The sequence below is a fragment of the Streptomyces sp. CA-294286 genome, from assembly GCF_050947155.1.
Classification (GTDB): Bacteria; Actinomycetota; Actinomycetes; order Streptomycetales; family Streptomycetaceae; genus Streptomyces.
In genome coordinates this window covers 3,296,142-3,316,668 of record NZ_CP192005.1, presented here as the reverse complement: position 1 = coordinate 3,316,668, position 20,527 = coordinate 3,296,142, and the positions used below count along the sequence as shown (strand labels likewise).

Sequence of the window (20,527 nt, the reverse complement as noted above, 5' to 3'; positions counted from 1 at the left end):
CCCCGACGCGCACGCACCAGCGCGCCGGGGCCCTCGGTGTTCACTCACCGGAGTGAACACCGCCGTCCAGGACACATCGGATCGTCCCGGCCTACCATGATGCTCTCGACACCAGCCCACCAGGAGGCCCGCAATGTCTGCCGCAGCAGTCGAGCACCCCTGTGACGGCGGCCCGGATTCTCTGCTCGAAGAGGCGAACGCCCTCATGGAGCAGCTTCCCGGCTACCGCGTCGAGATCATCGGAGGCCTCCTCACCGTGACCCCGCCCCCGGACGCCGCCCACGCCAACGTGCTGACGGAACTCATGATTCCGTTTCTCGCGGCGGGACTGCACAGTAGGGATTCCAAGGTTCTCCAGGGCGTCGGCCTGTGGCTGCCGACCGGAACAGACGACTACGTCATCCCCGACCTCGTCGTGGCGGACGCCGACATCGACGACCACCTCATCGAGAACAACTGCTACGACCCCGTCGCCTTCCGCCTGGTCCTGGAGGTCACCTCCAGCAACTACAACCAGGACCTGAAGGCCAAGGTGGCCGCCTACGCCGACGCGAACGTCCCCGTCTACGTGATCGTCAACCGCAAGCACAACCGGGTCCACGTCCTGACCGGCCCGGTGGCCGGCGACTACGCCCACCACCAGGTCTACGCCTCCGGCCAGCAGGCGCCCCTCCCCGAGTCCATCGGCGCCCGCCTCGCCCTCGACGTCGACGACATCCTCAAGGCAGGCCACCGCAAGCCCCGCGACTGACCCCTACCTGCTCAACCCCTGGAACCTGCGCACCGCCAGCGGCAGGAACGCCGCCGTCACGATCAGCGGCCACACCACCGCCATCGTCAGTGCGTTCTCCTCGACCCAACTCCCGCCGCTGGCCACCGGGTTGCCGAACAGCTCACGGGCCGCCGTCACCGTCGACGACACCGGGTTCCAGGCCGCTATCGTCCCGAGCCAGTCCGGCATCAGCGACGGCGCCACGAAGATCGACGAGATCATCGTCAGCGGGAACGCCACCCCGTAGAGCCCGCCCGCCCCCTCCGGCGTGGGAATCAGCAGTCCCAGCCACACCCCCACCCAGATCAGACTGAACCGCAGCAGCAGGAGCAGGCCGAACGCACCCAGGGTTTCCAGCAGGCTCCCGCCTGCCCGCCAGCCCATCGCCAGCGCCGTCGCCGCCAGGATCGTCAGCTCCGCCACGGCGATGACGAGGTCGGCGAGTCCGCGCCCCGTCGCGACCGCCGACGTCGACATCGGCATCGAGCGGAACCGGTCGATGACCCCCTTGGACGCGTCGTTCACCATCGACATGGTCGTGGCCATGAAGCCGAACGCCATCGTCGAGGCGAACATCCCCGGCATCAGGAACTCCTTGTAGTCGCCCCCGCCCGGTACCACCATGGCCGCCCCGAAGACGAAGCCGTACAGCAGCACGGAGACGATCGGGAAACCCAACTGCCACAGGATGAGCGAGGGTTGGCGCTGGTAGTGGGTGAGGCTGCGACGAGCCACGTTCCACCCGTCGGCGACCGCCCAGCGCAGCCGGCCGCCGGACGCCCCGCTCCGCGGGCCAAGTTCCACGACGCTCATGCCGCCACCTCCGCCTTCTCCGTACGGTGCCCGGTCAGCCGCATGAACACGTCGTCCAGGCTCGGCCTGCGCAACCCGATGTCCTCCACCGCGATCCCCTGGTCCTGCAAGGCCGCCGCCACCTCCGTCAGCGCCGCGACCCGGTCGGCCACCTGCCCGTGCACCCTGCGTTCCGCCTCCACGCACTCCGGCGCGACATCCGCCACGGCGGCGACCGCCTTCAGCACCGCCGGAAGGTCTGCCGACTGTTCCGCGACGACCTCGATACGGTCGCCGCCGACCCGGTTCTTCAGCCCGTCGGGCGTGTCCTCGGCGATGGCCCGGCCCTGGTCGATGACGGTGATCCGGGAGGCCAGCCGGTCGGCCTCCTCCAGGTACTGCGTGGTCAGCAGTACGGTCGTGCCGCCGGCCACCAGATTCCGTACCGCTTCCCAGACCTCGCCCCGGCCGCGCGGGTCGAGGCCCGTCGTCGGTTCGTCCAGGAACAGCACGTCCGGAGCCAGGATCATGGAAGCGGCGAGGTCGAGCCGCCGCCGCATGCCGCCGCTGTACGAGCCCGCGCCCTTGTCCGCCGCCTCGACGAGGTCGAACCGCTCCAGCAGCTCACCGGCCCGCACCTTGGCCCGCCGGCCTCCGAGGTGGAACAGCCGCCCGAACATCTCCAGGTTCTGCCGCCCCGTCAGCACCTCGTCCACGGCCGCGTACTGACCGGTCAGGCCGATCCGCTCCCGCACCTTCCTCGCCTGCCGCTGCACGTCCAGCCCGGCGACCCGCGCCCGGCCGCCGTCCAGGGTGAGCAGGGTCGCCAGGGCCCGTACCGCCGTGGTCTTGCCCGCCCCGTTCGGCCCCAGCAGACCGTGGACCGTGCCCCGGCGGATCCTCATGCCGAAGCCGTCCAGCGCCGGCTTCCCGCCGTACACCTTGCGGAGGCCCTCGGCGTGCACCGCATACCCGTCGTCGCTCACGACGTTCCCCTTCCCGTCGAACTGAGTACAGCGTACCCAAATTCGAGTACAGCGTACTCAGTTTTGCCGAACCGACGGGAACTAAGGTGACGCCATGAGTGACAGGACCGGCAGGACCGACAGGACCGACACGTCGGGAGCGACCGAGCCGACCGGCGACGCCGAAGGGACGCACGAGGTCGCCGCGGCGCGGAAGGCGAACCTCCGCCCCAGCCTCGAACTCCTCTGGGGGACGGGGGAACGCCCGGCCCGGGGCCCGAAGCGGGGCCTGTCGCTCGACCGGATCGTGGAGACGGCCGTCCGGATCGCCGACGCGGAGGGCCTGGACACCCTCTCGATGCGCCGGCTCGCGACCGAGCTCGGCACCGGCACGATGTCGCTCTACCGGTACGTGCCCGGCAAGACGGAACTCCTCGACCTGATGCTCGACCACGTCCAGGGCGAGGGCGTCGAACTCCACGACCCGGGGGCGGCGAAGGACTGGCGCGAGGCCGCCGCACTCATCGCCAGGGGCACCCTCGACCTGCACCGCCGCCACCCCTGGCTGCTGCGGGTCAACCAGAGCCGGGCCCTGCTCGGCCCGCGGTCCCTGCACAGTCTGGAGGTGTCCCTGGCCGGGCTGCGCGGCATGACCGGTTTCACCGACCCCGAGCTGATCTCGGTCATCATCGCCCTCCACAGTTTCGCCACCGGCATCGCCCGCCTGGAGGTCGAGGCGACGGAGGCGGTGGAGGAGACCGGGATCGACCACGAGTCGTTCTGGGAGGGCCAACAGCCCTACCTGGAACGGGCCATGGCGAGTGGGAAGTACCCGGTGATGGCGGGACTGGCGCACGACGCCTTCACCTTCGAGTTCGACCACTTCGAGTTCGGGCTGGGGCGGATACTGGACGGCTTCGAGGTACGGGTGGCGGGCAGAGGGGCGAAGGAGGGATAGGGGCGGGGCGGGACGCTTGCGGCGGGCGCGGGGCAGGGGACGCGGGCGGGAGCGGATCGCGCGCTGCGAGCGGATGGGGGTGCGGTTGCCTGCGGCGCTTGCCCCTCCCCGCCCCTTCCCGTAACTGCTCGCCGCAGGGCCCGGCCTTGGTTGCGGTCCGGGAACGGGGCTACGCCCCGGACCCCTGCACGGCTCCGCCGCGCGTCCTTACTCGCCGGACGGGCTGGAGGGCTCCCCGTCCCGCGCGCCCCGTTGGGCGGCAGGCCACCGCACTACGTCCGCCAGCCTCCTAGGCGGCCCCCCACCCGACGTGCACTCCCGTCCCTACGCCCCCCGCTTCCGCCTGCCTCGCAGTCCCGCCCACAGCAGCACCGCCGCTCCGATCACCACCAGTGCGGTCACCCCGTTCCCTGCCGGGCCCCGCCCGCCCGCGGCGGAGTCGGGGCCGCCCGACGGGCCGGGGCTGGTGCTGCCCGACGAGCCGCCGGAGGCCCCCGCGCCGCCGCTGCCCGGCGCCCCCTGCACCGCCAGCCGCGTCACCGCGCTCCGCACCCCCTCCGCGCCGAACAGCAAGGACTTGCCGTCCAGGGCGAACGTCACCGACTCCGACTGCCCCCGGTAGCCGATGTTCAGCGACCGCCCCTCGCCGAGGCCGCGGCCCCCGTCCTTCCAGGCGAAGCTCTCCGCCCCGAGGTAGGAGCGCAGCACGAGTTCCCTCCCGTCGGGGGAGAACGCCCCGTCCGTCACCCACGGCACGTCCGCGACCTTCCGGAAGACGTTCGTCCCTTCCGTCGACAGCCGCGCCGGGCCCTCGTACAGGCCGCCCCCGCCCTGGTCCTTGCTGCCGATGTAGACCCGCCCCGTGGTCGGATGCACCATCAGCGCCTCCGCGTCGCGCGCTCCGTCCGCGTACTTCACGACGTACTGGGACGCGTCGACCGTCCGGTCCTTCAGCACCTTCGGCTCGGGGAACCGGTAGATCCAGACGTGACTCCACGTGCCTCCCCGGTTGTCCCCGATGTCCCCCACGTACACCGCGCCGTCGGGCCCCACCGAGATCGCTTCCATGTCGCGCGGCTTCCCGACCCCCCGCATGGTGATCCGCGCGACCGTCTCGCCGCTCCTGCCGTCGACCGCGTAGACGTACGGCCCGTCCTGGTCGTTGTGCGTCCAGTACACGCCCGGATGCGCCCGGCTCGCCGCCAGCCCGCTGGACTCCGTGATCCGCAGATCCTTGATCGTGAACCCCTCGCCGTCGTCGGCGAGCGCGACCGGCGCGGACACGGAAACGGCCCCCAGTGCTGCGGCGGCCAGGACGACACACGTACGAGAAGAGCGCATGAACCCAAGTGTTCAGCATCACGGTGCACCGCCCGCACCGCATCCCCGATGATGATCGGATGCGCAGCTTCCTCTTCGTCGGCGACTCCATGACCATCGGCTGTCCCGGCGACTTCACCTGGCGCTACCGCATGTGGCAGCACCTGGAAGCGACCCTGCACGGCGCGTACCGGATCGTCGGCCCGCGCAGCGCGCTGTACGACCCGGCGTCCGCCGCCCCCACCTCCCACGCGTACGGCGCCGAGGACTTCCCGGCTCCCGCCCGCCGCCACCTCGCCGGCTGGGGGGAGGGCTGGCTGCACATGGCCCCGGCGATCCGTGCGGCCGTCACCGCGTCCGGCGCGGACACCGTGCTCGTCTCCCTCGGCCTCATCGACCTCGGTTTCTATACGAACGCCACGCAGACCGCCGCCAACCTCGACCTCTTCCTCACCGAGGCCCGCGCCGCGAACCCGTACGTCCGCATCGCCGTCCACCCCGTCATCCCCAACATCCGGGCCGAACGCGACGCCCCGTTCGCCGCCGAGTGCGCACGCTTCAACGAACTCCTCGCCAAGACGGTCGCCGACCGCGACGAAGCACGCTCCCCCCTCGTCCTGGCCACCCCCCACCCCACGTACGACATCCGCACCGACACGTACGACGGCACCCATCCCGGACCGACCGGGGAACACAAACTCGCCGCGGCCTTCGCGGACTCGATGCACCAGGCGTGGGACCTGGGTGGCGCATACTCCCTCCATCATGAGTTCGCGTAAGTCACCGGGAATCACCCCCGCCCCACCCGAGATCACCTACACCAACTGCCGCCGTTGCGGCACGGAGATAGCGGGTCTCGACGGCCGTTACGCCTGCGGCGTCTGCGGCTGGACCAACCACTACTCGGAGGGCTACCGCCCCCTCCCCACCGCACAGGACGACCCGGACCGGACGGGCCCGCACCGCCGCTGAGCATCGGGGCGTTCCGGTCAGGTCAGAACGACGAACAGCATGTACCCCCACATGCCGAGGAAGAACACCCCGATCGCCCGCTGCAACGCGTACCCCGCCCGGTTCGGCTCGGACGCGTCCGCGTTCTGCACGAAGGGCCGCTGGAGCGACCGGTTCATGCGCCACAGCAGTTGCGGCCGGAACGTCTGCGTCAGCCCCATCGCCAGCAGAAACGTCATGATCACCCAGGTCACGACGGGCGGGGACCCGTCGTTCGCCGCCATCACCACGTCCCCCACCGTCCGTTCTCCCATGGCGGCCCGCTACCCCGACCCTCGTCAGGCATGCGCGCAACTCTTCGACCAGGGAAGGTAGTTGAGGTCCCGTTGCTCAGCGGGTACCGGAGGGATGGCCGCCCCCGGCCGCGCCGCCGTCACGCACCGATCCCCGCCGAGGAGCGCGCGCCCCGTACAGCTCCCACTCCGCGGAATGCCTCGGTGACACGAGCGAGCGAGACGTTTCCCACGCCGCCCCCGCCCACCCCCGGACAGCGGTCCCGCTCGCCGCAGCCTCCGTACGGAGCCCTCCCGATCCCCCGCCCGCCCTTCAGCCGTCCCTGTGCCGACCCGCTCATCCATGGCCCGGTTGGGCGCTCGCGCCCTCCAGGTGTCAGGATTGCCCCCATGGCAATCCAGACGTACTTCGACATCACCATCAACGACGAGCCCGCGGGCCGTATCACCTTCAACCTCTTCGAGGACGTCGTCCCGAAGACGGTCGAGAACTTCCGCGCCCTGTGCACGGGCGAGCAGGGCTTCGGCTACGCCGGTTCCGGCTTCCACCGCGTCATCCCGGACTTCATGCTCCAGGGCGGCGACTTCACGCGCGGCGACGGCACCGGCGGCAAGAGCATCTACGGCGAGAAGTTCGCCGACGAGAACTTCCAGCTCAAGCACACCAAGCCGGGCCTGCTGTCGATGGCCAACGCGGGCAAGAACACCAACGGCTCGCAGTTCTTCATCACGACGATCGTCACCGGCTGGCTCGACGGCAAGCACGTCGTGTTCGGCGAGGTCGCCGACGAGCAGAGCATGCAGCTCGTCAAGAAGATCGAGTCGCTGGGCTCGCAGAGCGGCCGCACCTCCGCGAAGATCACCATCGCGTCCTCCGGCCAGCTCTGAGCAGCAGCTCCGGCACCACGCACCACCCGCAAGGCCCGGCGTCACGCGATCCGTGACGCCGGGCCTTGCGGCATGCCACCCCCGCGCTTCCCCCGTACTCGTCCCGCGCGGCTCGCCACTCGTGGCTCGTCCCACGCGGCTCGTCTCCTGCGGGCTCGTCACTCGTGGGCTCCGTCTCCCGCGGGCTCGCCGGGGAGACGCGCCCCTGCCCTCCCCTCCCCTCCCCTCCCCTTCCCGCTCCCGCTCCCGCTCCCGCCCCACTCTGGACACGGGCGGGTGGGGGCGGGTTCGGCGGGCGGCTTCCGGCGGGTCCGGCGGGTCCGGCGGTCCGGCGGTCCGGCGGTCCGGCGGGAGCTTACGGCCGGTGGAAGGAGACCTCCGGGTTCGCGGCCGTGGGGCCGTCCAGCAGGGGCTCCCGCTCGCCCTTGAGGTGGCGGTCGAAGAAGGCCCCGACGTAGTCCCGGGTGATCTCGGCGCCGCGCTTCCCGGGAAGGGGCGCCTGCGGGCTGACCAGACCCCGTTGCCCACCCAGCACGGGGACGTCGTTGAAGGAGAAGTGCCCGGATTCGGCAACCGCCAGCCACCTCTTCCAGCCGTCCAGCCCCGCCCACGCCTTGAGCCACTCCTCATGGCTGCCGGCGCCGGGGCGGAGGTTGGCCTCGGTGCCGAGCAGCAGGAAGGGCCGCCCGTTCATCCCCGCGCCCGGATTCGCGTCCTTGAACCCGCCGTCCATGTTCACCCCGGCCTTGATGCGCGAGTCCCGCGCCATCGCGACGGCGGAGCTGCTGCCGCCGATGGAGTGCCCGCCCATGCCGATCCGCCGCCGGTCGATGATCCCGGCGAACGGTCCGCGCCGGTCGAGCAGCCGGTCGATCACGAAGGAGGCGTCGGCGGCCCGCACCTCGGGCACGTCCTTCGTCAGCGGGGCGTGCAACCCGAGCGTGCGCCCGCCGGGGAACTCCGTGCCGAACGATTCGTAGGCGTGGTCCATGACCGCGACCACGTACCCCCGGCCTGCGAGCTCCTCGGCGAGGACGGTGAGCGTGGCCCGGTGCAGGGTGAACCCGGGCGAGAGCAGGACGAGCGGGCGCTTGCCGCCCAAGGGCCGCGCCTGTACCCGTGAGTTGACCTGCGTTTCAGCGAGCTCCTCGGCGGCGATCACTTTCGCGTACCCCAACCCGTCCAGCAGGGCCTGCGCCTCCTGCACCTTCAGGTACGGGGAGACGGCGGACCCGGTGCCCGGCCGTGCCGGGTAGTACAGGGAGACCATCAGCTCGCGGGCCCCGGCGGACGGCACCCAGGCGTCGGTCCGGCTCCGGTCGACGAGGTGAAGTTCCTGGCGGCCGACCGCGAACGCACCCGTCGGGGCCGGGAGCCGCAGTGGGGCAGTCGCGGAGGAGGCCACCTTCGGGCCCGGTTCGACGGCAGCGGCGGCACCCGTCGGGACGGCGGACGCGCCGAGGACGAGGGTGACCAGAGCTGCTGCGGAGGCGACGAGACGCCGGTTTCGGTTCATGCCCCGAACGTACGGGGAACAGACCCCTCTCCGCCCCTGCCGAAAGTCAGGTCCTCGCCCCTACTTCTTTCGGGGGCGCCCCGTGTTCCACGGGACGGTCGGACGGGCCGAACGGAACCACGGCCAGCGAACTCGGCCGCCGCCTCGGCGTCTCCAAACAGGCCGCCGGCAAGACCGCCGACCGCCTCGTCGCCCTCGGTTACGCCACCGCCTCCCCCGATCCGTCCGACGCACGCCGCAAGCTCGTCCGCCTCACCCCGCACGGCCTCGACGCCCTGACCCGCTCGGCCGCCGTCTTCGACGCGCTCCGCTCCGAATGGGCCCGGACGCTGGGCCCGGAGCGGGTGCGGGACCTGGAGTCCGCCCTGCGCACGGTGGTCCCTCCGGCGGACCGCTTCCGGCTGGACACGGCGGGCTGGCTGGGCGGGTAGGCCCTTCCGAGCGGTCACGCGGGAGGCCACGCCCCCTTGCATCGAGCGCGCTCGAAGGCGTTGGCTTGGCTGTCATGAAGTACACACAGCTCGGACGCACCGGACTCAAGGTCAGCCGTCTCGTCCTCGGCACGATGAACTTCGGGCCGCAGACCGACGAGGCCGACAGCCACACGATCATGGACGCCGCCCTCGGGGCGGGCGTCAACTTCTTCGACACCGCGAACGCCTACGGCTGGGGCAACAACAAGGGCCGTACGGAAGAGATCATCGGGTCGTGGTTCGCCCAGGGCGGCGGCCGGCGCGACAAGGTGGTCCTCGGCACGAAGGTGTACGCCAACATGGCGGGCGACGGCGAGGACCCGTGGCCCAACCACGACAAGCTCTCGGCGGTCAACATCCGCCGCTCGGTGGAGGCCAGCCTGCGACGGCTGGGGACCGACTACATCGACGTGTACCAGTTCCACCACGTCGACCGGTCGACCCCCTTCGAGGAGATCTGGCAGGCCGTCGACGTACTCGTCCAGCAGGGCAAGATCCTGTACGCGGGTTCCTCGAACTTCGCCGGCTGGCACATCGCCCGTGCCAACGAGACCGCACGACGCCTCGGCTCGTACGGGCTGGTCAGCGAGCAGTGCCTGTACAACCTGGCGGAGCGCCGCGCCGAGATGGAGGTCGTCCCGGCCGCCCAGGAGTACGGACTCGGCATCATCCCGTGGTCGCCGCTGCACGGCGGGCTGCTCGGCGGCGCGATCAGGAAGGAGCGCGAGGGCGGCGGGGCGCGTTCGACGTCCGGCCGGTCCGCCGAGATGCTGGCAGACCCGGCCGTGCGGGGGCAGGTCCAGCGTTACGAGGACCTGCTCGACAAGCACGGGATCGCGCCCGGCGAGGCGGCCCTGGCCTGGCTGCTGACGCGTCCGGGCGTCACCGGACCGATCGTCGGCCCGCGCACGGCCGACCAGCTCGCGTCCGCGCTGCGCGCGATCGAACTGGAGCTTCCGGCGGAGGTGCTGACGGAACTCGACGAGATCTTCCCCGGGCCGGGGCCTTCGCCGGAGGCGTTCGCCTGGTAGCCCCGGGAGGGGGGACGTGGGTGCGGGTGGGGGCGCGGGCCGTCAGTTGCCCGTGAGGGACGCCACCGCGATGACGACGAACATCAGGACGAGGACGCCGGCCATGATCTGGTTACGGATTTTCGGATTCACCCCCCGAGCCTAACCGGAACACCCCCGCCCCCTCCCCGCCCCCTCACCCGCCGCAGCCCCCTTGGGCGGCGGGGCCGCCCCCCGGGGGCGGAACGGGCGGGCAAGGGGGCGGCCCCCCACCGGACAGTGCACCCCCGCCCGACGCCACGTGCCCCCCGGGCCCCGCTTCAGGCCCCTCGGGCGGCCGGGAGAAGGGCGGCCCGCCGACCTGGGGGGTGGCGGGCGGTTACGCCGCCGGGATCAGCTCGCGGCGGCGGCCCCGTGCGCTCGGCACCAGCTGAAGGTGCTGGTGCCCCCTGCGCAGGTCCAGCTTCGGCCGCAGACCGCCCACCCGGCACAGCAGGACGCCGACGCCCGCCGCCGCGAGCGCGGAGATCACGCCGCCCGCCGCGAACCCGATCCGGGCGCCGTAGGTGTCCGTGATCCAGCCGAGCAGCGGGGCCCCGACGGGAGTGCCGCCGGTGAACACCATCATGAAGAGGGCCATGACCCGCCCCCGCATCGCGGGATCCGTGGCCATCTGCACGCTGGAGTTCGCCGTGACGTTGACCGTCAGGCCGAACATTCCGATCGGCACCATCATCACCGCGAACAGCCAGAACGAGGGGGCGAAGGCGGTGACCGCCTCCAGCACGCCGAAGAGCACCGCCGCGCCGACCAGCAGCCGCAGCCGTGAGGTCCCCCGCCGGGCGGCCAGCAGCGCACCCGCCAGGGAGCCCGCCGCCATCAGGGTGTTCAGCAGCCCGTACGTGCCGGCGTCCCCGTGGAAGACGTCGTCGGTGAAGGCGGAGAGCCAGATCGGGAAGTTGAACCCGAAGGTGCCGATGAAGCCCACCAGAACTATCGGCCAGATCAGTTCGGGCCGGCCAGCGACGTAACGCAGCCCCTCCCGCAGCTGGCCCTTGCCGCGCGGGGCCCGCTCCACCTTGTGGAGTTCGGACGTGCGCATCAGCAGCAGGCCGGCGATCGGGGCGAGGAAGGAGAGTCCGTTGAGAAGGAAGGCGTAGCCGCTTCCGACGGCCGTGATCAGCACGCCCGCCACCGCGGGGCCGACCAGCCGCGCCGACTGGAAGTTGGCGGAGTTGAGGCTGACCGCGTTGCGGAGGTCGGCGGGGCCGACCATTTCGGCGACGAAGGTCTGCCGGGCGGGGTTGTCGACGACGGTCACCAGACCGCCCACGAAGGCGGTCGCGTAGACGTGCCAGACCTCGACGTGTCCGCTCAGAGTGAGGGCGGCGAGCGCGAGGCCGGTGAGGCCCATCGCGGACTGGGTGGCCAGGAGCAGGGGGCGCTTCGGGAGACGGTCGGCGAGCACGCCTCCGTACAGCCCGAAGAGCAGCATCGGCAGGAACTGAAGGGCGATCGTCAGGCCGACGGCGGACGCCGAGCCGGTGAGCGAGAGGACCAGCCAGTCCTGGGCGATGCGCTGCATCCAGGTGCCGGTGTTGGAAACGACTTGCCCGCTTGCGAAGAGCCGGTAGTTCCGGTTCCTGAGCGAGCTGAACATGGTCTGCTTGGGGGTGGTCGGTGCGGGGGCGGAGTCTGCTCCGGTTCCCGTACTCAAAATGAGTTCGCCTCCTTGGCGGCGCGCGAGGGTCGATGACAGGGGCCCACCCCGGGCAGTTCCTACAGGTGGGCGAGTTTCTCCAGGACCGGGGCGGCAGCGCGCAGCTTCGCCCACTCGTCCTCGTCCAGACCGCCGACGACGTGCGACAGCCAGGCGTTCCGCTTGCGGCGGCTCTCTTCGAGCATGGCCTCGGCGGTCTCGGTCTGGCGTACCACCTTCTGGCGGCGGTCGTCGGGGTGCGGTTCCAGTCTGACCAGACTCTTCGCTTCGAGCAGTGCCACGATGCGGGTCATCGACGGCGGCTGAACGTGCTCCTTGCGGGCCAGTTCGCCGGGGGTGGCGCTGCCGCAGCGGGCGAGGGTGCCGAGTACCGACATCTCGGTGGGGCTCAGCGATTCGTCGACCCGCTGGTGCTTGAGGCGACGGCTCAGCAGCATGACTGCGGAGCGGAGGGAGTTCACGGCGGCGGCGTTGTCGCCGTGGGACAGGTCAGGCATGGTTGTTAGCGTAACTCATTACCCATGCTAAAGACCACTGCAATCACAGGGGTCCGGGCGGTGGTGCCGGAAGTCACCCGAACGAGTGAGACTGCGCCCGAAAGCAACGCGCTTCCGCCCGGCCGGACCGGACCCTGGAACCGTGACCCCACCAGCGGCGGAATCCTCGGTCCTCAGCCTGCGAATAGACGTCGAGCTCCTCGACCGTCTGCGCGAGCATGCCGCCAGACGCGGAATGAGCGTCCAGGACTACGTGGTCCGGACGCTCATTCGCGACGACTTCGACGAGCGCTTCAAGACGGCGGTCGACGAGACGGAGAAGTTCTACGGGCTGACCTAGCCGAACGGCCGGAACGGTCACGGCAGCCAGGACGCCCGGCGGCTACGTCAGGCCGAGCGCCGGCATCAGGTAGTAGAAGGCGAAGACGGCCGAGACGGCGTACATCGCCACCGGCACCTCGCGTCCGCGCCCGGCCGCCAGCCGCAGCACGCAGAAGCTGATGAAGCCGATGCCGATGCCGTTGGTGATCGAGTACGTGAACGGCATCATGAGCATCGTGAGGAACGCCGGGACGGCGATCGTGTAGTCGCTCCAGTCGATGGCCCTGATCGAGCCGGACAGGATCAGGAAGCCGACGGCCAGCAGGGCGGGGGTGGCCGCCTGCGACGGGACCATCGTGACCAGCGGGGTCAGGAACAGGCCGACCGCGAAGAGACCGCCGGTGACCATGTTCGCGAGGCCGGTGCGCGCGCCCTCGCCGACACCGGCGGTGGACTCCACGAAGCACGTGGTGGCCGAGGAAGAGGTGCCGCCGCCCGCCGCGACCGCGAGACCGTCCACGAGCAGGACCTTGTTGACGCCCGGCAGGTTGCCCTGGGCGTCGGTCAGCTTCGCCTCGTCGCCGACCGCGAGGATCGTGCCCATCGCGTCGAAGAAGCAGGACAGCAGCACCGAGAAGACGAAGAGGACGCCGGTGAGGAGGCCGACCTTCTCGAAGCCGCCGAACAGGCTGACCTCGCCGACCAGCCCGAAGTCCGGCATGGCGACCGGATTGCCGGGCCACTCGGGCGTCGTCAGGCCCCAGCTCTTGACGTCCGCGACCGCGTGGACGGTCATCGCGACGACGGTCATGACGACCATCGAGATCAGGATCGCGCCGGGCACCTTGCGGGTCATCAGGGCGAGGGTGAGCAGCACGCCCAGGACGAAGACCAGGACGGGCCAGCCGTTGAGGTGGCCGCCGGTGCCCAGCTGGAGGGGGACGGTGGTGTGCGCGGCGTCCGGCATGCGGGAGACGAACCCGGAGTCGACGAGTCCGATCAGCATGATGAACAGGCCGATGCCGATCGCGATGCCCTTGCGCAGGCCGAGCGGCACCGCGTTCATCACCCGCTCGCGCAGCCCGGTGGCGACCATCAGCATGACGACGACACCCGCGAGGACGACCATGCCCATCGCGTCCGGCCAGCTCATCCGGGGGGCGAGCTGGAGGGCGACGACGGTGTTGACGCCGAGTCCGGCGGCGAGCGCGATCGGGGCGTTGCCGATGACGCCCATCAGGAGCGTGGACAGGGCGGCGGTCAGGACGGTCGCGGTCACCAGCTGACCGTTGTCGAGCTGATGCCCGTACATGTCCTTGGCGCTGCCGAGGATGATCGGGTTCAGCACGATGATGTACGCCATCGCGAAGAAGGTGGCGAGACCGCCGCGCAGCTCGCGGGCGACCGTCGAACCCCGCTCAGTGATCTTGAAGAACCGGTCGAGTCCGTTGACCGGCCCCTGCGGCTGCGACTGCGGGGGGCCGGACTGCGGCTGCTCGGCGGCGTCCACCGGGGAGCTGGCGGGGGGCATGCGTGACCTCACGGGGAGACAAGGAGTGGGGAGAGAATCCGGTCGGACTTGGAGGTTTAAACGAACGGAACCAGTCAAACCAAGACTGTTTCAGTATGAATGCATAGGAGGAAGATCGGTATCTCCGCGCGTAGACCCATGGCGCACACGGCCTGCCGGGCTGTCCGCACCGCTCTGCGCCGCCCCGCCTACACTGACGCCCATGGCGAAGTGGACTGCGAAGCACGAGGCACCCGAACCCCTGGAGGGGCCCGTCGTCGGCACCGTCGTCGGCGGCACCGTCATCTGGTTCGTGATCTTCCTCGCCCAGGCCGCGTTCTACGGCTGGTTCGCCGACCGGGATCTGATCTGGTGGTACTGGACGCCACTGGCCGGCACCGGCCTGGGACTCATCGGCATTTGGTACGTGCGCGGTCGCGACGCGGCGCTGAAGCGGCACGCGGCGGAGCAGGCAGCAGGCACCTCGCCCCCCGCTGCGTAACGCACGAAAACAGGGACGCCCGTACGCCTACCGTCCCACCCGTGTCGTCCCCGGGTCGGATCTTGCTCCCGGTGGCCCTGAAATCCTGCCTTTCGGCGAGTGAACACACGCATCCGGCCGTACCGTCGGTGCCATGACGCACATTGACGCGGGCGCGGAGCTCGACCCCGTACACCCGGTGAAACCTCCCGCCTCGGAAGGGCCGGTGGCCGGGCGCGCCGGCGGGCTGACCGCCGCCGAGGTGGCGGAGCGGATCGCGCGGGGCGAGGTCAACGACGTCCCGGTACGCAGCTCGCGCTCCACGGCGGAGATCGTCCGGGCGAACGTCTTCACCCGTTTCAACGCGATCATCGGCGTGCTCTGGGTCATCATGCTGTTCGTCGCGCCCATCCAGGACAGCCTGTTCGGCTTCGTGATCCTCGCGAACACCGGGATCGGCATCATCCAGGAGCTGCGCGCCAAGAAGACCCTCGACGGGCTGGCGGTCATCGGCGAGGCGAAGCCGACCGTACGGCGGGACGGCGTGCCCGCCGCGATCTCCACCTCGGAGATCGTGCTGGGCGACGTCATCGAACTCGGGCCCGGCGACAAGGTCGTGGTCGACGGCGAGGTCGCCGAGGCGGACAACCTGGAGGTCGACGAGTCGCTGCTGACCGGCGAGGCCGACCCGGTGCTGAAGAAGCCGGGCGACGTGATGATGTCCGGGTCGTTCGTGGTGGCGGGCGGCGGCGCCTTCACCGCCACGAAGGTCGGCCGGGAGGCGTACGCGGCGCAGCTCGCCGAGGAGGCGTCCCGCTTCACCCTCGTCCACTCCGAGCTGCGCTCCGGCATCTCCACCATCCTCAAGTACGTGACGTGGATGATGGTCCCGACCGCGCTGGGCCTGATCCTCAGCCAGCTGGTCGTCAAGGACAACGACTTCAAGAACTCGGTGGCCAGGACCGTCGGCGGCATCGTCCCGATGATTCCCGAGGGCCTGGTCCTGCTCACCTCGGTCGCCTTCGCGATCGGCGTCATCCGGCTCGGCCGCAAGCAGTGCCTGGTGCAGGAACTCCCCGCGATCGAGGGCCTGGCCCGGGTCGACGTGGTCTGCCTCGACAAGACCGGCACCCTGACCGAGGGCGGCATGGACGTCACGGAGCTGCGTCCGCTGGGGGGCGCGGACGAGGCGTACGTGCGACGGGTGCTCGGCGCGCTCGGCGAGTCCGACCCGCGCCCCAACGCCAGTCTCCAGGCGCTCAAGGACGCCTACCCGGACGAGGCCCGGTGGCGGGTCCTGCAGTCGCTGCCCTTCTCCTCCGCCCGCAAGTACAGCGGGGCGTCCTTCAGCGAGGGCACGGGCGAGAACTCGACGTGGCTGCTCGGCGCCCCCGACGTGCTCCTGCCCTCCGGCGACCCGGCCCTCTCCGAGATCGACGAGCTGAACGCGCAGGGCCTGCGGGTGCTGCTGCTGGTCCGGACGGCCGGCTCGGAGCTGGACGGACCGGACGTCGCGGCGGGCGCCACCGCGACCGCGCTGGTCGTCCTGGAACAGCGGCTGCGGCCCGACGCCGGGGAGACCCTGGCGTACTTCGCCGACCAGGACGTCGCCGCCAAGGTCATCTCCGGCGACAACGCGGTGTCGGTGGGCGCGGTGGCCGGGAAGCTCGGTCTGGCGGGCGCGGAGAACACCGTCGACGCGCGGCAGCTGCCGACCGACCGGGCCGAGATGGCGAAGGTCCTCGACGAGAACGCCGTCTTCGGACGGGTCACCCCGCAGCAGAAGCGGGACATGGTCGCCGCCCTCCAGTCGCAGGGGCACACGGTGGCCATGACGGGCGACGGCGTCAACGACGTCCTCGCCCTGAAGGACGCCGACATCGGCGTCTCGATGGGTTCCGGGTCGGAGGCCACCCGGGCGGTCGCCCAGATCGTCCTCCTCAACAACAGCTTCGCCACCCTGCCCTCGGTGGTCGCCGAGGGCCGCCGCGTTATCGGGAACATCACCCGGGTCGCGACGCTCTTCCTGACCAAGACGGTCTACTCGGTGCTGCTTGCCATCCTGGTGGTCTGCTCGCAGGTCGAGTACCCCTTCCTGCCGCGGCACCTGACCCTGCTGTCGACGCTGACGATCGGCGTCCCCGCCTTCTTCCTGGCGCTCGCCCCCAACAAGGAACGGGCCAAGCCGCACTTCGTGCGCAGGGTGATGCGGTACGCGATTCCCAGCGGTGTCATCGCGGCGACGGCGACGTTCTCCACGTACCTGCTGGCACGGACGCACTACTCCGGTCCCGAGGCGCTCCAGGCGGAGACCAGCGCGGCGACGCTGACGCTCTTCCTGGTGTCGATGTGGGTGCTGGCGATCATCGCCAGGCCGTACACGTGGTGGCGGGTCGGACTCGTCGCGGCGATGGGCACGGGCTTTTTGATCGTGCTCGTGGTGCCGTGGTTGCAGGAGTTCTTCGCGCTGCGGCTGGTGGGGACGACGATGCCGTGGGCGGCCGTGGGCATCGCGGTGGCGGCGGCGGCGCTGCTGGAGGGTGCGTGGAGGTGGGTCGGGCGGAAGTGGCCGGCCTGAGGATCGGTGCGGAGGTGTACGGCGGGGCGCGTGCGTGCTGTGCGGTGTGGGCTCACGGGGGTGTGGGGGCCGTACGTCGCGGCAGGGGGCGTGGAGCCGGGGGGCGGCACCGTCCGGTGGGGGGCCGCCCCCTTGCCCGCCCGTTCCGCCCCCGGGGGCGGCCCCGCCGCCCAAGAGGCTGACGCAGGGCGGCCCCGCCGGCCGAGGGGGCGGGCGTGAGGGGGGCGGGTTCGTCGGCGGAGGGGGCGGCCGGGAGGGTCAGTCGAACCAGCGGTTGCGGGCGAGTTCCGCGGCGCGCTCCGGGGCTTCGAGGAAGGCCGCGACCTCGAAGCGGCGCGGCCACTGCCCCGCCGCCCAGGCGAGTCCGGCCGCGACCCCCTCCAGGGTGGCGGCGTGGATCGTCCCGTCCTCCGTACGACGCCAGTCCAGCTCCACGCCCCCGGCGTGGAGTTCGTCGTGCTCGACGTACGTCGCGGGCACGCCGGCACCCAGCAGCACCCGTACCTCCGACGGCACCTGCCGTTCCGTACCCGGGCTGGTCACCTGAGCCTCGACGGTGTCGCTGATCCTCCGTACCTGGAGGAGTTCGGCGAGTGCCGCCGCGCGGGCCGGGGCGACCGGCAGCAGGGGCAGTCCGCCGGTCAGCGGCAGCAGGTCCGGCGCGTCGGCGATCAGCGCGTCCGCCGCGTCCACGACCTGCGGCCTGCCGTCCACGACGACCCGCAGCTCCTCCGGCAGGGTGACCTGCTCGGGATCGAGGTCGGCCAGGGACGTGTACAGGGCGTGCAGTTGCGACTCGGTGACGTCCGCCTCGGGGTCGGTCAGCCGTCCGAGCAGTTCCGCCGCCCCGCCCGGCTCGGCGAGCAGCGAGGTCAGTGTCGTGCGTACGCCGAGCGCCCGCAGCACCTGTTCGTCGTCGAACCCGGTCGCGTCCGCCTCGTCGTACAGGCCCTCCAGCAGGGCGTCCCCGCCCGCCGCGAGCAGACCCGCGGGGCGGCGCCCGTCGAGCACCGGGTGGTCGCGCAGCCACCACGCCGTGTACGGCCGTACGGAGCGCGTCGTACCGTCCGGCAGCAGAACGCGCACCTGTTGGGTCAGCGCGTCCCGCAGCGGCGGCTGCGCGAGCAGGGCGAGGGCCTGCGGCCACTTGTCGTCGTCGACGAGGTCCAGGTCCCGTACGGCGACGATTTCCGTCGCGACCGGCGGCACCGGGGTGTCGGGGAGCTGGTCGAGCACGTCCTCGCACCACACGTCGACGGCGTCCAGCAGTCCCGCGTCGTCCGGCTGCGGGTAGTCGCCCTCGCGGGGTTCGAACTCGTCGGGGTCGAGGACGACGTCGGTCGCCCGGACGAGGGCGAAGCCGGCCAGCACGCCGACGGCGGCCAGCGTCGCCTCTCCCCACTTGTCCGCCAGGTCGTGTTCCACCAGGGCGAGTTCGTCCTCGCGCATCACGGAGGCGAAGGCCGAGCCGGGAACCACCAGTTCGCACGCCGGGGACAGCTCCCCGTCCTCGTCGGGCAGACCGAGCGCGCCCAGCCAGGGCTCGTCGCCCGGGGCGAGGTCCGCGTCGCGCACCAGTGCCAGCACCGTCTCGACCAGCTCGTCGCCGTCGAGCGCGTCCTCGTCCCAGATGTCCGTGCCGTCGAGGGAGGCGGCGACCGCCGCCCGCACCTGGGGGGTGGTCAGGACGGCGCGCGGGGTGGCGGGCAGGGCGCCCAGCTTCTCCAGCAGGGGATGCGCGGCGTCCGCGTGGGCCACCCGCAGACCCAGCCGGGCGAGTTGCTCGGCGGCCTCGGCGGACGTGTCGGGCATCGGGAGCAGCACCTGGCGCGGGCCGACCACGGTCCGTCCGTCGGCGAGCGGCACCGGCAGCCCGGCGAGGCGGTCCGGGTCGACGCCGGCCAGCGACTCGTACAGCCGCCGCCACCAGCCGGGGGCCCGTTCGGCGCCCGCGATCCGTTCGATGGCGTCGCCGAGCGGGAGCCGTCCCACGCCCAGCGTGCGCAGCTCCGCCCGGCGTTCCAGCCCGGCGGGCAGCAGCGTCGGCAGCACCTCCGCCAGTACCCGTACCGTCTTGTCCCCCGCTCCTTCCACGACCTCCGCCTCGAACGGGCGCAGCGCGGGCTGGTCCTCGGTCGGCGCGGCGGGCAGCAGGAACGGGACCCGGGGCAGCCGGGCGACGACCGCTGCCCGCAGCGCCCCGTCCAGCTCGCCCTTGCCGAGCGGGCCGGGGACCAGGGCGAGGGTGCCGACGCACACCGGCTGCCAGTCGCCGAGCAGCCCGGCGTAGACGTCCGCCGCCCGCTCCACGAGGAAGTCGGTGAGCGGTCCCGGCGCGGGGTGGCGGCGAGTGGTGTCCAGCGGCAGTGACGCGATGAGCAGCGCCGGCACGCCCAGCGGCTCGTCGGTGGGCGTCGGGGCGTGCACGACGCGCGCGGTGCGGGGCGGCAGCGGCGAGCCGTCCTCGTCGACGGGCACCGCCCAGGTGAGCGACCAGTGCGGGCGCAGGCGTTCCTCGACGGGGCGGTCGGCGAGCAGGTCGCGGGTGAGGGCGCCGGACGCGGCGGCGGTGCGCCAGCGGGTCGTGCCGTGGGCGCTGTCCCGGACGTGCACGTACGGCCCGTCCACGGACCGGGTCAGTACGCGCTCCCCCTCGGGGGTGTCGACGACGACCTCGCCCAGGCCGGGCAGCGTCAGCAGCAGCGCGTCGTCGATCGCGGCGAGCAGGTGCTCGACGAGTGCCACGGCCGCGGGGTCCCGCAGCGGCAGCACGACCACCGTGTCGTACCCCTCGGGCGCGGTGCCCTCCGCGGGCAGCGGCAGCCGCAGCAGCGGCACGTGACCGTCCCGGCGGCGCAGTTCGTCGCCGAGGCCGGGGCTGCGCAGGGCGGCGTCCACCGTCATCCCGCGCGCCTCGGCGAGGGACCAACGCACCCCGCCGTGCCGGCCGAGGACGGCGGGTTCGTCGCTGACCGCGAGGACGGCCGCGAAGCCGACGCCGAAACGTCCGACGGCGGTGTCGGTGTCCTCGCGCTTGGCGGAGGCGCGCAGAGTGCTCAGCGACTCCGCCCCGGCGGCGTCCAGCGGGGCCCCGGTGTTCGCGGCGGCCAGTACCGCCGGCGCGTCGGCGGTCGCCGGGTGCAGGGTCAGCCGCAGCCGCCCCGCCACCCCCGCGCGTCCCGCCGCGTCCGCCGCGTTCTGCGCCAGTTCCACGACGAGACGGTCGCGGTAGCCGCCGAGCGCCAGGTCCTCCTCCGCGTTCGCGTCCTCGCGGAACCGGGCGGGCGTCGCGGTCCAGGCGTCGAGCACCCCGCGCCGCAGCCGGGCGGTCCCGAACGGGTCGCCGGGAGCGCCCTCGTCAGCCCCGGTGGTGTCCCTCTCCTGAACGCTCACGGTGGTGCTCCTCTGTCGTGGTCTGCGGCGTGCAAGGTACCGCGCGGCTGACCACTGCCCCTGCCCTGAGCGGGCGGGGCGCACTCCCG

Annotated in this window: 18 protein-coding genes and 1 pseudogene; 10 read left to right on the top strand and 9 right to left on the bottom strand. The window is 71.9% G+C overall.

Annotated features, from left to right (window positions below; all coding sequences use genetic code 11):
* Positions 1–133: 133 nt before the first annotated feature.
* Complete coding sequence (locus tag ACQPZG_RS19535; protein WP_433547017.1) at positions 134–751, top strand: Uma2 family endonuclease; 618 nt, start codon at positions 134–136, stop codon at positions 749–751.
* 3 nt (positions 752–754) lie between these two features.
* Here ACQPZG_RS19535 and ACQPZG_RS19530 read toward each other — a convergent pair whose 3' ends face one another.
* Together ACQPZG_RS19530 and ACQPZG_RS19525 are read right to left on the bottom strand one after the other, a co-directional pair.
* Complete coding sequence (locus ACQPZG_RS19530) at positions 755–1,585, bottom strand: ABC transporter permease (RefSeq protein ID WP_433547016.1); 831 nt, start codon at positions 1,583–1,585, stop codon at positions 755–757.
* Positions 1,582–2,550, bottom strand: a complete 969-nt coding sequence (locus ACQPZG_RS19525) for an ATP-binding cassette domain-containing protein (protein ID WP_433547015.1) — start codon at positions 2,548–2,550, stop codon at positions 1,582–1,584. Before ACQPZG_RS19525 ends, ACQPZG_RS19530 begins: the two co-directional genes overlap by 4 nt.
* 94 nt (positions 2,551–2,644) lie before the next feature.
* Here ACQPZG_RS19525 and ACQPZG_RS19520 point away from each other — a divergent pair, with 94 nt between their 5' ends.
* Complete coding sequence (locus ACQPZG_RS19520) at positions 2,645–3,487, top strand: TetR/AcrR family transcriptional regulator (protein ID WP_433547014.1); 843 nt, start codon at positions 2,645–2,647, stop codon at positions 3,485–3,487.
* A 324-nt stretch (positions 3,488–3,811) separates the two neighbouring features.
* Here ACQPZG_RS19520 and ACQPZG_RS19515 read toward each other — a convergent pair whose 3' ends face one another.
* The gene (locus ACQPZG_RS19515; protein WP_433547013.1) at positions 3,812–4,828 is read right to left on the bottom strand and encodes a WD40 repeat domain-containing protein; all 1,017 of its coding nucleotides are present in this window, start codon (positions 4,826–4,828) and stop codon (positions 3,812–3,814) included.
* 59 nt (positions 4,829–4,887) lie between these two features.
* Between ACQPZG_RS19515 and ACQPZG_RS19510 the strand changes: the two genes are divergently transcribed.
* Together ACQPZG_RS19510 and ACQPZG_RS19505 are read left to right on the top strand one after the other, a co-directional pair.
* On the top strand, positions 4,888–5,586 hold the full coding sequence (locus ACQPZG_RS19510; protein ID WP_433547012.1) for a GDSL-type esterase/lipase family protein: 699 nt from the start codon (positions 4,888–4,890) through the stop codon (positions 5,584–5,586).
* The gene (locus ACQPZG_RS19505; protein ID WP_433547011.1) at positions 5,573–5,779 is read left to right on the top strand and encodes a hypothetical protein; all 207 of its coding nucleotides are present in this window, start codon (positions 5,573–5,575) and stop codon (positions 5,777–5,779) included. The genes ACQPZG_RS19510 and ACQPZG_RS19505 overlap by 14 nt, the downstream gene beginning before the upstream one ends.
* 17 nt (positions 5,780–5,796) lie before the next feature.
* On the opposite strand, the gene ACQPZG_RS19500 is transcribed toward ACQPZG_RS19505, so the two are convergent.
* Positions 5,797–6,072, bottom strand: a complete 276-nt coding sequence (locus ACQPZG_RS19500; protein WP_433547010.1) for a DUF6199 family natural product biosynthesis protein — start codon at positions 6,070–6,072, stop codon at positions 5,797–5,799.
* A 369-nt stretch (positions 6,073–6,441) separates the two neighbouring features.
* Here ACQPZG_RS19500 and ACQPZG_RS19495 point away from each other — a divergent pair, with 369 nt between their 5' ends.
* Positions 6,442–6,939, top strand: coding sequence for a peptidylprolyl isomerase (locus ACQPZG_RS19495; RefSeq protein WP_433547009.1), 498 nt, complete (start codon positions 6,442–6,444; stop codon positions 6,937–6,939).
* Positions 6,940–7,294: 355 nt separating this feature from the next.
* On the opposite strand, the gene ACQPZG_RS19490 is transcribed toward ACQPZG_RS19495, so the two are convergent.
* A complete protein-coding gene (locus ACQPZG_RS19490; RefSeq protein ID WP_433547008.1) occupies positions 7,295–8,455 on the bottom strand; it encodes an alpha/beta hydrolase family protein in 1,161 nt (386 codons plus the stop codon).
* A 104-nt stretch (positions 8,456–8,559) separates the two neighbouring features.
* On the opposite strand from ACQPZG_RS19490, the pseudogene ACQPZG_RS19485 reads away from it, so the two are divergent.
* Both ACQPZG_RS19485 and ACQPZG_RS19480 read left to right on the top strand, forming a co-directional pair.
* Positions 8,560–8,886 (top strand): annotated as a pseudogene (locus ACQPZG_RS19485) (MarR family winged helix-turn-helix transcriptional regulator); the annotation flags it as partial.
* A 74-nt stretch (positions 8,887–8,960) separates the two neighbouring features.
* A complete protein-coding gene (locus ACQPZG_RS19480; RefSeq protein WP_433547007.1) occupies positions 8,961–9,959 on the top strand; it encodes an aldo/keto reductase in 999 nt (332 codons plus the stop codon).
* Positions 9,960–10,317: 358 nt separating this feature from the next.
* On the opposite strand, the gene ACQPZG_RS19475 is transcribed toward ACQPZG_RS19480, so the two are convergent.
* Positions 10,318–11,655, bottom strand: coding sequence for an MFS transporter (locus ACQPZG_RS19475; RefSeq protein WP_433547006.1), 1,338 nt, complete (start codon positions 11,653–11,655; stop codon positions 10,318–10,320).
* 62 nt (positions 11,656–11,717) lie between these two features.
* Positions 11,718–12,155, bottom strand: a complete 438-nt coding sequence (locus ACQPZG_RS19470) for a MarR family winged helix-turn-helix transcriptional regulator (protein WP_185029261.1) — start codon at positions 12,153–12,155, stop codon at positions 11,718–11,720.
* 142 nt (positions 12,156–12,297) lie between these two features.
* Here ACQPZG_RS19470 and ACQPZG_RS19465 point away from each other — a divergent pair, with 142 nt between their 5' ends.
* Positions 12,298–12,495 carry a ribbon-helix-helix protein, CopG family gene (locus tag ACQPZG_RS19465; RefSeq protein ID WP_185029263.1) on the top strand — a complete coding sequence of 66 codons (198 nt, stop codon included), beginning with the start codon at positions 12,298–12,300 and terminating at the stop codon, positions 12,493–12,495.
* A gap of 42 nt (positions 12,496–12,537) precedes the next feature.
* On the opposite strand, the gene ACQPZG_RS19460 is transcribed toward ACQPZG_RS19465, so the two are convergent.
* A complete protein-coding gene (locus ACQPZG_RS19460) occupies positions 12,538–14,007 on the bottom strand; it encodes an NCS2 family permease (protein WP_433547005.1) in 1,470 nt (489 codons plus the stop codon).
* A 202-nt stretch (positions 14,008–14,209) separates the two neighbouring features.
* Here ACQPZG_RS19460 and ACQPZG_RS19455 point away from each other — a divergent pair, with 202 nt between their 5' ends.
* The gene (locus ACQPZG_RS19455; RefSeq protein ID WP_433547004.1) at positions 14,210–14,488 is read left to right on the top strand and encodes a DUF2530 domain-containing protein; all 279 of its coding nucleotides are present in this window, start codon (positions 14,210–14,212) and stop codon (positions 14,486–14,488) included.
* Positions 14,489–14,621: 133 nt separating this feature from the next.
* On the top strand, positions 14,622–17,045 hold the full coding sequence (locus ACQPZG_RS19450) for an HAD-IC family P-type ATPase (protein WP_433547003.1): 2,424 nt from the start codon (positions 14,622–14,624) through the stop codon (positions 17,043–17,045).
* A gap of 258 nt (positions 17,046–17,303) precedes the next feature.
* On the opposite strand, the gene ACQPZG_RS19445 is transcribed toward ACQPZG_RS19450, so the two are convergent.
* Entirely contained in the window at positions 17,304–20,438 is a 3,135-nt protein-coding gene (locus ACQPZG_RS19445; RefSeq protein ID WP_433547002.1) for a sacsin N-terminal ATP-binding-like domain-containing protein, read from the bottom strand.
* Positions 20,439–20,527: the final 89 nt, after the last annotated feature.